We start from the raw sequence: 14,723 nt of genomic DNA on the forward strand, positions 1-14,723 counted from the left end.
TGCTCCTTTGCAATCGGGCGACGGCGCCCAGATGGGAGCAACATGACGAACGCGCCTTCGGCGCCTCTGAGCGCTTGCCGATGGCTGCCGAACAACAGACGCTCACCAATTTTTTCGTACAGTGAGCGCTGGAAAAATTGAGCTTCCGCTAGCCAGAGCAGGAAAGAAGCCAGAAGAGTGCCAAAGGCGTTTATATCAAGGACCTAACTTCATACATCGATAAGCGACTGTCTGAAGTGCGCTCCTTCAGGCGTAGCTATCAGCAGCCCACCTGTGGCATCTTTGCGCTCGGAGTTTCAGCAATTCCTAGATGACTCACAAGATGCTAGCTCCCGCCCGCCATTCGTGCCCATTCCCAAAATACACCCGATTGCCCGCGCAGAACGGCGAACCCTTCTCGAGCACTGGCTCGCCTCAGAATGCCGCTGCCCCAGTAATGATCAACGTTTGGAAGATCGTGGCGCGTGGTCGTCTCAGTTTTCATCCCGCTCCTCGGTTTCCTCGGCAAGAATCTCCCTCTCCTGCTCAAGTCTTCGAATAAGGCGATCGAACTCTTTGACCCCAATCGCGCCAGTTGAAACGAGGTGAAAGCTGGCATCTTTCGACAGCATCCCTGCCCACTCGCGCTGATCGCCGTGCGGGCTCGCCACTCGCTCGACCCCCTTGGGTTTGGCATGCGGGTCGCCGGTCAGCACCGGTGGCCATGAAAACCAATCATCCGCGTACGGGACCTTGTACGACTCCTTTGCCCAATATCGGTCATGGTCGAACCGAGGAACCCGATCCATGTCCACGCCCAGATCGTTCAATCGCTCGTAGAATCCCGTGTAATTGAAGTTCTGCGGGTCACTGTGGCCGTCCGGAATCCCGCGATCGATTTCTATATGTGGCACGATCGTGAGAACTCGATCGACCGTACGGCAAGCGCCAATATAACAAGCCGCTAGGCTCGTGTACTGCGCCGAGTTCGGAGAGCCCCCCTCCTCGTAGTCTATTTCAATGTTAATTGCCTTGCCCTTAAGGTCGAACTTAGGCAGCTTTCCGTTCTTTGGCTTCAAGCCGGACTCTGCCTTCGTCGCCCACACGTTCGTCTCTTGGAATGGCCACAAATGGACCACCTCTCCCGTTTTGAGAATTACCGCGTGCGACTTGTTACGCTTTTTCCCAATCCAAGGCTTCACTGTGTCGTAGGTGAGCTTTCCGTCCACGGTCTGGTGGAGGATGAAGTGAGTGCGCCCGGCGCAACTGCCATCCATAAGGTCACAAGCGTCCTCGAGGTCAGCCAATGGATCTGTCGAAATATCGTTAATGCCCATGTCCCACTCCTAGCAAATAAATCCCCGATACTAGCATAGTAGCCGAGGCCGGCTCGTAGCCGCACGGTCCGTTACAAGGACTCCGCCTTAAAGACCGTCTATGCCAACGGATTGGCCGAAAGACGAGGGCACTCTCGAAACCTTCCTGCACAAGCTGAGGCTGGAACTGGGCGAAGCCAAGTGAGCCAACAAGCCCTGGCTTCGGCTCAAGATCACAGGCCTTTGTTTGCCGGACCCCTACGTGGCTCTCATGGTTGACCGCCAAACTAGGCTACAAGGCCAAACTCCGAGAGATCAATCCGGAGGCTGTAGTCCATCCCACCGTCAACGCACGCTTTGAGTTCAGCGACGTCCCGCAGTGCGCCGGGTTCGGACCTTACCGACCTCAGGCTCCACGCAACCACAAGAAGTTCGCTCATTTTTACATCGAAGAAGCCACTCCTATCTAACACCGGCGATTCCGGTCGAACATGATCAATCGCTGCCGCCAACCTGCGGCTGTTACTTGGATTTCGTACTTCTGCCGTCCTGGTTCTGAGCCCTCTTGGGCTTGCAGTTCAGCGGTACGTCGCGCCAATAATATTCCGCGTAGCGCGAGAAGGCCCAAATGAAGCTGGCGGTCAGCCAAACCAGGGAGATTAGGACAAGGGACAGAAGCAAATTCTGCCACCACGGAGAAATATCTGCCCATTGCCCTGGATCATACCTGTTCAGATCGGTGGAGGAGGAGGGAAGCGCGTTTTCGACATTAATCCCGATCCAGAAGACGATGTTCGAAACAATAAAGAGCGATGTGGCCAGGTAGAGCGTGATCTCAATCCGGTTCGATATTCGATCCGCGACGGTGACGTTGAGCTGATAGAAAAACTTGGAAAAGAAAGTCACGAGAAAAAGCGTTGTCGCGGCAATGACCAGCGCCGGCGCCAGACGCTTTATCCATGGATCGACCGCATCGATCGGGATGACGTTGAGATTGAATATCCAGTCCACGATCAGAGCGGTTCCACCGACTCCGATAGTGAAGACGAGAACCCGCGCGATCTTATCACCTTGCCGATAGAACCTTTGCAACTTTTGCCGCGCCGCATCGACATAACGGTTCGTGTCAAATCCATACTCGTCGAGGAAGGCTATGAGCGCCAGAATGATGCCGAAGAATGCATCGCCGAAGGATTTGCCGTAGACGCCGAAAAGCGCGTAAGTGATAGACACGGCTGCGACAGCCAGTTTCAGATTGAAATGTCTTGACCTGGGCGTAGCCGGTTTGTTCAGCAAATCGTTCACGGTTTCCCTCCGCTGTAACATTTCCCCGACAGCTCAGAATAAGCCGGTTAGATCGAATTGCAATTGCGCGATGACGGGACGGTGTCGGTAGTAAGTTGCAACCTTTTTGGACCTTACAACCTGAATGAACCGAATTCACGCCCCTGAAATCGCTCACCTGTTAAATACTCAGAACAAGCTCGTCATTCATTACGACGTTCATTGAGCAGGATTGTTGAGCATTACCCTTTCATGAGCCCTGAACTCACGTGTGCTAGTGTGCCAGGCCTCTTGTCGCTGACCGTTCAGCGACCAGCAGGCGCGGTCTTGTCAATCACAGCTGAAATCGCCTTCTGCCACACGCCGACGAGGTCACGCGCTTTCACTACCAACTTTGCTCAACGGAAATTCTGGATCACGTTTGAGCACATGCCAATCTGAATTTTCCGCAACGATCTCTTTGATAATACTTCCGGGGTCATCCTGAAGTCACTCGCCTAGCCAGCTCAGTTCGCTTCAACGTAGGCAGCGGCTCGATACCGCCCATAGCCGACCTTCACGAGCAGCCCTTCCTCGCACATCCGGGAGAGGTAGCACCGTGGGATGCCGACGTCGGTGAGATCGCGAGTCCGTACCTCGCCGCGTTCTTGCGCCAGAGCAACGGCGCGATTCCGGAGCGATGGTGGACGCCCCTGCGAGGTGTAGCGCTTCCGCGCGGTCCCGATCACGTTTTCGCATTTGATGCGGCAGTGCCGCGTCCCGGAGTAGCGCTATGGCGAATTCGTATTTCTCAGATTCATCGATCCCGGAGAGCCAACTTCCAAAGATTTGGCCAATCGTGAGCATTGGCGGCGGCATAAGCCGCAGCTCTTTGTGCAGCAGATGCGCGAGGTTGGCGGCTTCGGATTTGAGGACATTCCACGCACGGCCGTTTGTTCTGCCCAATTGAGCGCGGATATCGTGCCGCTCATCTACCATGGAAGCAGTCGAACGACGCCGCTCGCTGGCAAAGTGTTCGCCTGGCGCTTGCCCGATCTCATCGATTTCAAACACGGGAAGCTTCACTTCGAAACGCGCGAAACCTCTGTCGCACATACAACATAGACGCCACCGCTGACATTGTTCTAACCGGCGTCAATCACGATCATCGGATTGAACCGTGGTGGACCCTTGGCGAGCAGCGCACCGCCATCATTAGGGGGACAAAGGAACTTGGAATCGCGCTTGTAACGACCCCGAACTTCGGTCTTCTGCTCGACAATCCGCGAACAGATGATCTTCACGCGATAAAGCGTATCGCCATCACATTCGAAGAATTCCAGCGTGAAGGGGTGGCCTGCGCACTCCATCCTAACGGCCGGACCTATCGGGACTTTGAGCGCTGGTCGAGACTTATTGCCGAGCGCTGTTTGGTGCAAAGCTGCAGCGCGTAGTTGTCGAGCATCAGCTCGCCAACATGACGGCGTCGTGCCGAGCGGTGCCGCCGCATGATGCCTCAACGTCGGGCTCACCACAAACAATGCTGTCCCCATTGAACGAAACTGTCGCGAAGCGAACAGTCGAACTGTAGCCGAACGTTTTCCGTTCGTGCTTGGGTGGATCCGCAAGGCAAAAACAAGGAAGTGCGAACCAAGGTCCGCCCGCACAATTGAGCTTCAAGCCGCAGCTGGTCGTCAGGCTGGCACGTCATTTGCGGTCGAATGCAGGACCCTTTGTGACGCCTACCTCTACCAGCTGAGTTGACTGTGATGATTGTACGAAATTTTGCATACCTCCATTTCGGCGAAAATTATGTTATCGGCAGCTAAAACCAAATATTGGACAACAATCACCAGAGTACATTCTAGGATTTCCTTCAGGGCTTAGCTGACGGCGCAGCAAAACTGCGCACGTTTCAAAGCTGTTCACAGAATCACTCGCGTCCATCACTTTATTATTAAAGCGGAGATCGACAATGACCACTAGGAGCCTCCTCCTCGGCTCAACTGCGGCACTGATTGCCGTTTCCAACGCTCGCGCCGTCAGCACCGCCGCCGAGCCTGACCCGACTGAGTACGTCAAGATCTGCGACGTCTACGGCTCGGGCTACGTCTACATTTCAGGCACCGAGACCTGCGTGCGAATCGGCGGCTCTGTCCGTTACAACGTCGGATTGTTTGACCACTCAAGAACCTCGGATGTGAGGACTGGTGAGCATCAGAGCGCGTGGCAAAACAACACACGCTTCACATTGAGAACCTGGACCGGCCAGGAGACCGAGCGCGGGACGTTGAAGACCTACACCGAAACCCGCGTGAACTTCGGCAGCCACCAGACATCGGTTTCGGACAGTTCTCGGTCCTATGCCTTGAACGGAGGCAGCGGCCTGACTATCGCCTGGATTCAGCTTGGTGGCCTGCGAGTTGGTAAGGACCGGTCGGCTTTCGACATGTTTATTGGCTGCGCGGGTGATGTACTGAACCAGACGCCGGCTCCGTACGGCGCTTTCGATACCAATGTGGTTCAGTACTACTTGGACGCAGGGAACGGCTTTTCGGCCGTGGTTTCGCTGGAACAAGGCTCGGACGTGGTCGGCACAATCGACAGCTACGCTCCCCACATAGTAGGCGGCTTGAAATACGCACATGGCTGGGGAGCGATCACCGGCGTTGCAGCTTATGATAGCAACTACGAATCGGTGGCCGCCAAGGTCCGTGTCGACATCAATGTCACCAACGAACTATTGCTATCCGGAATGTTGGGCTACGGTTCCCATGGCCAGCTCAACTACGGCTCGACGAATTCGGTAGACGCTCATGGTCGCGGTTTCTATAAACCTTGGGGTGGGAACTGGGCTTTCTGGGCTGGCGCCGGTTACGAGCTCACCGAGTCAGCTTCGTTCAACCTTCAGCTCTCGGGTGATCAGCTCAACAACTATGGTGTCGCTGCGAACGTCGCCTATGCGTTCCTTCCCGATTTCACAGTTACGGCTGAACTCGACTATGACCGCTACGGAGGCTCCGCCGTCGGAAAGGTGAAAGCTTCCGAAGTGAACTGGACCAATGCCAACAAGAAGAGCAGTGTCGGCGGTATCCTGCGTTTCGAACGCTCATTCTAATGCGATGAAGCGTTGAGTTCCGAGGTCCAGTTGATGCGCGGACATTCCCCCTACATTCCGTTGATTGTGCATGCACGGCTCGGCCGTCGTACGCGGCGACCGTCATAGAGCTCGGGTTTGACGCCGTGCTCCTGAACACGGCGGTCCCGAGGGCGGCCGATCCGGTCGGCATGGCGCGTGCGTTCGGCAAAGCGATCGATGCCGGTCGTGAAGCTTTCAGCTCGGGAATGCTCGAACGGCGCTACCCACCGACGATCGGCAGGGCCGTCTTCTCATGAAGTCGTGGACGTGCCGGCTGGATTGACCGGCTGGTGCCGCTCGGCGTCCGTCTGGTGCAGCTCCGGATAAAGGATATGGACGAGAAAGGACTGCAGACGGAAATCCGCCGCGCGAACGACGCCTGCGCGGTCCATGGTTGCCAAGTGAGTCAACGACATTTGGCGCACGGCAATCGAGGAAGGCTGCGACTTCGTCCATCTTGGTCAAAAGGATTTGGCTGCCGCCGATGCTGGCGATGAAATACGTCGGATTGAAGCTCGGCCTGTCGATCCACGATCACACCGAACTGGAAACGGCGCCAGTGGCGGAACCGGAGTATGTGGCGCTCGCCCCAGTCTATCCAACAGCCTCAAGAAGATGAATGGGCGTCGCGAGGACTCGAGCGGATCAGCGGTGGAAGCACCAGGTCGCGCCGATCCCATTGGTCTGCATCGGCGGCCTCAACCTGACCGTCTCGAAGGCGTTTTTTGAGGCTGGCGCGGAAAGCGCAGCCGTGGTCACCGACTTTGCGCTGAACGACGCCCCAGAAGCGCGCACGCGAGAATGGATCGAAAGACCAGAGCAATGGCGCCGAGGCGAGAACCGCATGTGCTCGTTGCTGTCGGGTCAGACACCACGGTGGGGGCTGGAATTGCCCGCGAGATCCAGACGATCGCTTCCAGTGGCGTGCGCACCTGCCTTGCTGTCAGCGCGCTGACGGTGCAAACCCATGAACACGCCTGGAAATCCAAGTTACGCAACCCCGTCCGGTGGCGGATCAGATGCGCGCTACGCTTCAGCCTAACAGAGTGGCCGCCACCAAGATCGGCATGCTCGCAACGGCTGAGATCGATCGTCGCTGCGGTTGCCGCTGTGCTGCGCGAATATCCGCGCACCGGCAATCCAGATCCGGTGCTGGCTTCCACGTCAGGCCGAGCGTTCTTGAAGCAAGCGCCATCCCGCATCATGAAGTAGCATCTGATGCCGCTTTGCCGTGTCGACACCCAATGTCATTGAACTGGCGCTTCTTGCCGGCTCAGTGCTACCGGTGAATGAGGCCGGCGCGCTTCAACAAGGACCACAAGCCACCCCGTCTGCTGGACTCCTCCAAATTCGAAACACGGATGGTTACTATCCAGACAATTGATTTTATCAATCTGCGACAATACCGCATAGCGGCGCCGGCGGAATGATCACCGGTAGCAAGACGAGCTGTTTCGTTGGCCTGTAGGACGCGCACCGCGACCGAGGTACAAGCCAGCCCGTCTGCGGCCATGTTCGGATCGGGCGCATCGGTGCGCCGATGAGATTGCCGGCGGAACGTTCTATTCGTACAGCCGTGACGGCAGTCATCTCACCGGCGCCATCCTGCCGATGGATGGCCGGCAGTCGGTGCAGCATGGGCTGACACTGTTCGGAATGAAGCCGCTCGCGCTTCGGACGGTTGAAATGGAGGACATTAGCGTGGAACCGATCAGTCTCGACGAACTTCTGGCCAGCGTCGGCAAGGAAGTCGGCGTGTCGCCGTGGCGGGTGGTCTCGCAGCAGATGATCGACCAGTTCGCCGAGGCCACCGATGACCACCAGTTCATCCACTGCGATCCGGAGCGCGCCAAGCGCGAGACGCCGTTCGGCGGCACCATCGCACATGGCTTCCTGTCGCTTTCGCTTTTGTCGGCGATGACTTTCGAGACCATGCGGCCGCTCGAAAACTGCAAGATGGGTGTCAACTATGGCTTCGAATCGCTGCGCTTCCTGGCGCCGGTGAAAACCGGATCTCGCATCCGCACCCGTTTCGTACTGGCCGACGTCAAGGTCAGGCCGTCGGGCTGGGTGCAGACGGCGCTGGGCGTGACGATTGAGATCGAGGGCTCGAAAAAGCCGGCGCTGACCGCGCGCTGGTTGACGCTGACGCTGATCAAACGCCAGCCGGAGGCGGCCTGAATTGCTCAAGAGCATCAGCAGAGACGATCTTCACGTGCCGGGGCGATGTAGGCGACTAGTGCGCACCGATCGGCAACGCGGCCACGGGGGTCGGCTAGATAGAGTGGCAGGAATGCCTAATCGGGGCTCCGACTCGGAAGGGGCTTCGATGTATCGGAAGCGCTTCGGCTTTCGGCGCTGCATTCCTTCTTCACGAAGGTCCATGGAGAATTCCCGACCACGGGGTCGAAAGATCGGCTTGTGATCGGAGTGGGCAGATCCTCCCCGACTGAATCTGCCAATAGGGTGTTATCGAGTCAACCGGGTCGAACTTGAGGTCGCGGGTGTCGCTGATCGGCTGCTCGTCGAGCTCGAGAGCTGCCAGCTAAAGGAAGAACACGGCTATGAAGAGCTCCGCAGTTGATGTGGATGCCCAGAGCTGGGAGTGCAGACCGACGAGTTCCCAGCGGGCGAACTTGCCATTGGTAGCGCGCCAGACCAGTGGCGAGAAACCCTCGATGAGAAGGCCCCTGAGGCGCACGCGGGATGGACTACAGTGGCGTTTGGCGAGAGGGCCTTCGAAGACGAGATCGAGTGTAAGATGGACGAGCTCGACACGCGTATCGCGCAGTCCCTGGCGCTCGTGCGTGCGAACTGTTGGTAGATCGAGCTGACTAGATGAACCGGGATGGCATTAAAGCGGAACTGGAAGAGACGTCCCTGGCCGAACTAAGTAAGATCAATCCAGCCATCGCTAAAGGTAGGCGAACACGAGACGTTCGGACTCCGTGCCGCTGAAATCCTCAAATTGAAACGGCCGGACCGTTGGAGCTATCATCACCCGCTTGGCTTCCAGAGCTACGGAGCGGGTTGATTATCTGAACGTCCTCGAAGTGCTTTTCATTGTCGGTCACTACGACACACTCGTTGGCTTCGGCTACAGCGGCAATGATTGTGTCTAGGGCGCTCCGCGAACGGCCTCTGGCTTTGCCGTTGGCCATCAGCCGCGCCCACACGAGGCCAGCTTTCTCGTCGAACGATAGCACGCGGCCAGCGAACGGCGCTTGCGGGCCTTCGGAGCCCTCGAACCAAGTTTCAAGGCTGCTGCGCTTTTTCCCCTTCGGCTTCTCTAGGATGCCTCGGCGAATTTCGGCGACAGTAAGCGAAGCAATGAAGAGGTCTTCGTCCTTCTGCGCGCCCATCCAGGCCAGCAACGAGCCCGAAGGCTCCGGCTTTATGACGTTGCTGATGATATTGGTATGAAGAAGGTAGCGCGTCACAGGTCGATCTTACGCCCCTCTTCGCGCGGCCGGCTGAGGTCGAGACTGGAGCCAACCAGAGGCGAGCGACGCAACGCGGCGAGAATGCTGCCCGCTTTCGGTGGCTCACCCGCCACGGCTTGCTGTATGGTCCGACGAAGCTGTCGGGCATCCGGCCCGCTCTCCGTTAATTTTCGGGCAAGAGTTCGCAGTAGATCGCGGTCTGCGTCGAAGGCCTGGATCTCGAACCGCGCGATGCCGCGCTCAGCCAGGCGAGAGCGATAATTGCTCTCTTCTGTGCAGTGTTGCCCATCGCGTGCCTCCGTTCTCTATCCGGATATATAGCCATGGCTTCTTCGGAGCACAATGTGCCCCGTCATCGGCCAGCACTGGCTCCTGCGCGACGCGCGTTATTGATAGAATTCCAGCTTGTCGAAGCACTGTGACTTGGCATCATTGTCTCGAAACGGAGTATTTCGCGTCAGGACAGGAACGCGATCATAGCGCGCCGAAACGGCAACAGCCGAAAAGCTTCGTGTGGTCGCCGGCGCGGCCCGCGAATCGGCTGTGTCTGCGTCGCCGAAGCCCGATCGACGCTTCGTCAATCTGGTCCGGCTGCTGGCGCGACAGGCCGCACGGGATTTCGTTCAAGCCGAAACGGATAGCCAGACGCGAGACCGCGTCCCGGAGTAAGGGGCCGCCTCATGAAGGTCGCGCTTGGCGCTCGCTACTCAACTGACAATCACCGAGACGCCTCGATCGAGGATCAGTTGCGGCTCTGCTGCTTGCGTGCTGAAAAGCAAGGCTGGACAGTCGTCGACAGCAATACCCACCGCGCGATCTGCGGCGGGTCGCTGTTGCGTCCCGGCCTTCAGGAGCTGATCAGCGATGCGATGCAGGGCAAATTCCTGATCGTGCTCGCAGAGGCGATGGATCGCCTGACCATGACCGCTGCAAACCGGGAGCAGGCCAGGCTGGGCAAACGTTGCAACAGATCCTTCAAGGAAATTCATAGACTCTTAGCAACTCCGGCTAGCTGTGAATGGTAGGCTTATTGCAACGTCTGAGGTCAGTGGTTCCAAACCGTGGCCCCGCTTCTTCGACTGGCCGAACTGCTTGCAATTTCGGCTAAAGGCAAGAAGAGCGCCCATTTGTTTGTTCGACACAGGATATCGACGGTCGTCACGGCCACCGAGATTTGTCCGGTCGTTGGACAACCCTTCGAAATCGCAACTTCTGCGGAGAACGCGAAATGAGAAATTCGGTAGGACTTGGTCCTGAGCCATGATGACACTGGTTAGTCGCCTACGCATGGCAGCGCATCCTGACCGCCTTCGAATCCTGGGCCTTTGTGCGCATGCGGACCTAACTGTCTGCGAGCTAGCGGAGATTCTGAGCGTGTGTCGAGAGCGGGTTGCGCGACACGTCCGGCTGCTCGCCAGAGCCGATTTTCTTTGCTGCAACGAACAGCCTCCGTGGCGCTCGTACCATCTCAACGCAGGATCCAACGACGGCGGGCTGGTTCAATTATTGGTCGATCTCCTGCCCCATCGCGAGGGCTATCATAAACAGGACCTGCAGCGGCTCGAAGCGGTACGAGACACGCGGCCGAAAGGGACCGCGTGCTTGATCGTGAAATAGGTCAATCCAATTGGAGCGCGAAGCTACCATGGACAACTCCGCAGACGGCGCAATCGCACAGCCGGACACCCACGGGCGGTCTTCCTTGGCCGCGGTTGATTGCCGCGTCCACGAGCTGCTTCTGAGACAGGAGCGGCAGGAGCGGACGACCCTCAAGCTCATCGCCTCAGAGAACTTTGCGTCCTCGGCCGTGCTGGAAGCGAACGGCTCGATTTTCACGAACAAGTACGCCGAGGGGTACCCCGGCGCGCGCTACTACGCTGGAAACGAGATCGTTGATGAGCTTGAGGATCTGGCCATTGGGCGCCTGAAAACGCTATTTGGCAGCGAGCATGCCAATGTCCAGCCTTATTCCGGCTCGCCGGCCAACCAGGCTGTCTATCGTGCGCTTTTGAGTCCCGGTGACAAAGTCATGGGCTTGCCCCTTCCGGAAGGGGGCCATCTGACTCATGGTTGGGCCATCAACTTTTCCGGAACTGACTATCAACGCGTGCCCTATGGACTAGATGAAAAGACACAGCAGATTGACTATGACCGCTTGCGCGAGACAGCCAAGCGGGAACGGCCGCGGCTCATCTGGGTCGGCGGAACCGCTTACCCGCGTGTCTTTGACTACGCGGCAATGGCAGAAATTGCCCTGGAAGCGAACTCCTATCTCGTAGCCGACATTGCGCACATCAGCGGCCTGATTGCCGCGGGAGCGCACCCGAATCCCGTGGGCCATTGCGACGTGGTCAGCAGCACGTCCCACAAGTCGATCCGCGGTCCCCGCGGTGGCTTCATTTTGTCAAGGAACGAAGATCGCTATCAGGCCCTGTATCATACAAAGAGCAAATACAATCTCGCCAGACGAATAGACCGGGCGGTCTTCCCTCACCTGCAAGGCGGACCTCACATGAATGCCATCGCTGCGCTAGCGGTTGCCTTGCACGAAGCCGCGAACCCGTCCTTCCGAGGCTACGGCCAACAGACGGTCAAGAATGCCAAGGCTCTGGCACATGCACTGCTTGAGCGAGGTTATGACCTGGTTACCGGGGGGACGGACAATCACATGCTGATCCTTGATCTTCGCGATCGGCCACTATCGGGCAAGGCCTATGCCGAGCGACTAGCAAAGGCAGGAATCATCACAAACTTTAATATGGTGCCTGGCGACCCGCGGCATCCGGCGGTCACAAGCGGAATTCGCCTGGGGGCGCCAGCAGTGACGTCAATGGGCATGCGCGATGTGGAAATGGTGCAAATTGCTGGCTTCATTGACTCCGTCCTCCAGCGGCCAGACGACGAAGATCTCCATGCCTGCGTGCGAAGAGACGTTGCCGACTTGTGCGCTGCGTTCGAGGTCCCGGGCATCTCCGACAAGTAAGGTGGGCCAAGCAAAATGCCCATACCACATCCAACATCCGAAGCGAGGTATTCATGGCTAGGCAGTTCGTGTTCTCTTCCGAATCGGTTGGCGCGGGGCACCCGGATAAGTTGGCCGACAACATCTCGGATGCCATCCTCGATGCCATCCTCCGCACAGATCCCAAGGCGCGCGTCGCCTGTGAAGCGTTGGTAAAATCAGGGATAGTCGTTCTGGCTGGCGAGATCACCAGCGATGCCCAGGTGGATTACAGCCAAGTTGCGCGCGATACGATTCTCGACATTGGGTACGACGACGAGGCCGTCGGCTTTGACGGCCGGCGTTGCTCCGTCGTTCATGCCCTCACCGAGCAGTCGCCCGACATCAGCCAAGGCGTTGACGAGGGAAGAGGGCAAGACCTCCAGCAGGGAGCGGGAGATCAGGGCCTCATGTTCGGCTACGCATGCCGCGAAACCGATACCCTGATGCCTTTGCCGATCCAGCTCGCTCATCGCTTGACGAAACGGCAGGCGTATGTCCGGAAGGCACAACAGCTTGGCTGGTTGCGTCCTGACATGAAATCCCAAGTCTCAGTGCGCTATGAGGGGTTGCGCCCGGTCGCCCTGGATACCATCGTCGTGTCGACGCAACATGACGAGCAGGTCTCGCAAGAGACTGTCCGCGAGGGCGTCATTGAGGAAATCATAAAGCCTGTCCTGCCGACCCACCTGGAGACGGAAGGCATCAGAATTCTGGTCAACCCGACGGGGCGGTTCGTAGTCGGCGGGCCGCGCGGCGACTGCGGTCTCACTGGACGCAAGATCATCGTCGATTCCTATGGCGGGATGGGTCGTCATGGCGGCGGCGCCTTCTCGGGCAAGGACCCGTCCAAGGTTGACCGCTCGGCTGCCTATGCAGCCCGCTATGTCGCAAAGAACATCGTCGCTAGCGGACTTGCGGACGTGTGCGAGGTGCAGCTTGCTTACGCAATCGGCGTGGCCAGTCCGGTTTCCGTCATGGTCAACACGTTCGGGACAGCCAGGGTTGAGGAAAGCAGGATCGAGCGCCTCATTCTTGAGTTGTTCGATCTCAGACCGAAAGGCATTATCAAGATGCTTGATCTCTTACGCCCTATATATCGCAATACAGCGACCTATGGCCATTTCGGCCGTGAAGAGCCTGATTTCACCTGGGAGAAGACAGACAGGGCGGACGAATTGCGTCGCGAGGCAGGACTCGCCGCCCCGTGAGAGCCGCCGGCGAACGGATCGGCAAGCGGAAAGCCCATTTCCACCGGGCAGACCCGCGCCTGGCAGGCGTGGCGAGAAGCCGGCTCGGGTTTTTTGGCGGAGACATTGATGCCGGATTATGACGTGCTTTGCATCGGCAATGCCATTGTCGACATCATCGCCCAGTGCGACGAGGCATTCCTCGAGATCAACGGCATCATCAAGGGCGCGATGAACCTGATCGACACGCGCCGCGCCGAACTGCTCTACAGCCGCATGGGCCCGGCGATCGAGGCCTCCGGCGGCAGTGCCGGCAACACGGCGGCCGGCGTAGCCAGCTTCGGCGGACGCGCCGCCTTCTTCGGCAAGGTCTCCAACGATGCGCTGGGCGAAATCTATGCGCACGATATCCATGCACAGGGTGTCGCCTTCGACACCAGGCCGCTCAAGGGCGAGCCGCCGACGGCGCGCTCTATGATCTTCGTCACGCCCGACGGCGAGCGCTCGATGAACACCTATCTCGGCGCCTGCGTCGAGCTTGGCCCTGAGGATGTCGAGGCCGACAAGGCATCCGGCGCCAAGGTTACCTATTTCGAGGGCTATCTGTGGGATCCGCCGCGCGCCAAGGAGGCGATCCGGCAGACGGCGAAGCTCGCACACGAGGCCGGGCGCGAAGTGTCGATGACGTTGTCTGATTCGTTCTGCGTCGACCGCTACCGGGACGAGTTCCTCGACCTCATGCGCTCGGGCACTGTCGACATCGTCTTTGCCAACAGCCACGAGATCAAGTCGCTCTACCAGACAAAATCCTTCGACGAGGCGCTGGCTCAGATCCGCAAGGACTGCAAGATTGCCGCCGTCACCCGTTCCGAAAAAGGCTCGGTGATCGTGCGCGGCGACGAGACCGTGGTCATCGAGGCGACCGCCATCAAGGAGTTGGTCGACACCACCGGCGCCGGCGACCTCTACGCCGCCGGTTTCCTGCATGGCTACACGCAGGGCCGCAACCTCAAGACCTGCGGCGACCTTGGCTCGCTGGCGGCCGGCCTGGTGATCCAGCAGATCGGCCCAAGGCCAAGGCAGAATTTGCGCCGCGAGGCGGAAGGGGCTGGGTTGCTGTAGATGCGCGGGCAACCAACCAGCCGCCCTACTGACGCGATGACCGCAGTGGCGGAACTGTGTCAAAGCTCGCTGATAGCGACAGCCATTCGCTTCGGAGAACTGACCCATGCTGCTGCCGTGAAGCTCGCTGGAGGAGCGGTGCAAGGCGTGCTTGCCATGACGGCATTCACCGTCCTCCAGATCGTCACCAGCATTTTCCAGAAGCTCAGCTTGGGGGGCCAGTAAGGTTCCTGAGGTAACGGAGAACTCGCGGCGTCGGTCGGACCTGAC

13 protein-coding genes and 3 pseudogenes are annotated in these 14,723 nt (G+C 58.5%); 10 read left to right on the forward strand and 6 right to left on the reverse strand.

Annotated features, from left to right (window positions below):
- Positions 1-473: 473 nt before the first annotated feature.
- From NKL04_RS19250 to NKL04_RS19260, 3 genes are all read right to left on the reverse strand, one after another.
- Positions 474-1,316, reverse strand: a complete 843-nt coding sequence (locus tag NKL04_RS19250; protein WP_023702986.1) for an N-acetylmuramoyl-L-alanine amidase — start codon at positions 1,314-1,316, stop codon at positions 474-476.
- A 501-nt stretch (positions 1,317-1,817) separates the two neighbouring features.
- The gene (locus NKL04_RS19255) at positions 1,818-2,600 is read right to left on the reverse strand and encodes a hypothetical protein (protein ID WP_023702984.1); all 783 of its coding nucleotides are present in this window, start codon (positions 2,598-2,600) and stop codon (positions 1,818-1,820) included.
- 485 nt (positions 2,601-3,085) lie between these two features.
- Positions 3,086-3,307: a type IV toxin-antitoxin system AbiEi family antitoxin domain-containing protein gene (locus tag NKL04_RS19260; RefSeq protein ID WP_348529225.1), complete on the reverse strand. Its 222-nt coding sequence runs from the start codon at positions 3,305-3,307 to the stop codon at positions 3,086-3,088.
- Positions 3,308-3,407: 100 nt separating this feature from the next.
- Between NKL04_RS19260 and NKL04_RS19265 the strand changes: the two genes are divergently transcribed.
- Positions 3,408-3,683 carry a hypothetical protein gene (locus NKL04_RS19265; RefSeq protein ID WP_023702983.1) on the forward strand — a complete coding sequence of 92 codons (276 nt, stop codon included), beginning with the start codon at positions 3,408-3,410 and terminating at the stop codon, positions 3,681-3,683.
- A 20-nt stretch (positions 3,684-3,703) separates the two neighbouring features.
- Here the strand turns inward: NKL04_RS19265 and NKL04_RS19270 are convergent, their stop codons facing one another.
- The gene (locus NKL04_RS19270; RefSeq protein WP_156936069.1) at positions 3,704-4,099 is read right to left on the reverse strand and encodes a hypothetical protein; all 396 of its coding nucleotides are present in this window, start codon (positions 4,097-4,099) and stop codon (positions 3,704-3,706) included.
- 434 nt (positions 4,100-4,533) lie between these two features.
- Here NKL04_RS19270 and NKL04_RS19275 point away from each other — a divergent pair, with 434 nt between their 5' ends.
- From NKL04_RS19275 to NKL04_RS19290, 4 genes and pseudogenes are all read left to right on the forward strand, one after another.
- Positions 4,534-5,676, forward strand: coding sequence for a porin (locus NKL04_RS19275; RefSeq protein WP_023702982.1), 1,143 nt, complete (start codon positions 4,534-4,536; stop codon positions 5,674-5,676).
- Between the two features lie 18 nt (positions 5,677-5,694).
- Positions 5,695-5,954 (forward strand): annotated as a pseudogene (locus NKL04_RS19280) (thiazole synthase); the annotation flags it as partial.
- A gap of 21 nt (positions 5,955-5,975) precedes the next feature.
- Positions 5,976-6,520: pseudogene (locus tag NKL04_RS19285) on the forward strand (thiamine phosphate synthase); the annotation flags it as partial.
- 863 nt (positions 6,521-7,383) lie between these two features.
- Entirely contained in the window at positions 7,384-7,878 is a 495-nt protein-coding gene (locus tag NKL04_RS19290) for a MaoC family dehydratase (protein ID WP_031203438.1), read from the forward strand.
- Positions 7,879-8,660: 782 nt separating this feature from the next.
- Here NKL04_RS19290 and NKL04_RS19295 read toward each other — a convergent pair.
- Positions 8,661-9,137: a type II toxin-antitoxin system VapC family toxin gene (locus NKL04_RS19295; protein ID WP_023702976.1), complete on the reverse strand. Its 477-nt coding sequence runs from the start codon at positions 9,135-9,137 to the stop codon at positions 8,661-8,663.
- Positions 9,134-9,429: pseudogene (locus NKL04_RS19300) on the reverse strand (hypothetical protein). The gene NKL04_RS19295 and the pseudogene NKL04_RS19300 overlap by 4 nt, the downstream one beginning before the upstream one ends.
- A gap of 391 nt (positions 9,430-9,820) precedes the next feature.
- Here NKL04_RS19300 and NKL04_RS19305 point away from each other — a divergent pair.
- The 5 genes from NKL04_RS19305 (at position 9,821) to NKL04_RS19330 (ending at position 14,678) form a co-directional block, all read left to right on the forward strand.
- A complete protein-coding gene (locus NKL04_RS19305; RefSeq protein ID WP_023702975.1) occupies positions 9,821-10,165 on the forward strand; it encodes a recombinase family protein in 345 nt (114 codons plus the stop codon).
- Between the two features lie 620 nt (positions 10,166-10,785).
- The gene (glyA, locus tag NKL04_RS19315) at positions 10,786-12,123 is read left to right on the forward strand and encodes a serine hydroxymethyltransferase (protein ID WP_023702973.1); all 1,338 of its coding nucleotides are present in this window, start codon (positions 10,786-10,788) and stop codon (positions 12,121-12,123) included.
- 53 nt (positions 12,124-12,176) lie between these two features.
- Entirely contained in the window at positions 12,177-13,352 is a 1,176-nt protein-coding gene (gene metK, locus NKL04_RS19320) for a methionine adenosyltransferase (RefSeq protein WP_023693516.1), read from the forward strand.
- 108 nt (positions 13,353-13,460) lie between these two features.
- Complete coding sequence (locus tag NKL04_RS19325) at positions 13,461-14,453, forward strand: adenosine kinase (RefSeq protein WP_352671565.1); 993 nt, start codon at positions 13,461-13,463, stop codon at positions 14,451-14,453.
- Positions 14,454-14,678, forward strand: a complete 225-nt coding sequence (locus NKL04_RS19330; protein ID WP_023702972.1) for a hypothetical protein — start codon at positions 14,454-14,456, stop codon at positions 14,676-14,678.
- Positions 14,679-14,723: the final 45 nt, after the last annotated feature.

Source organism: Mesorhizobium sp. C264A, from assembly GCF_040324515.1.
Lineage (GTDB): Bacteria > Pseudomonadota > Alphaproteobacteria > Rhizobiales > Rhizobiaceae > Mesorhizobium.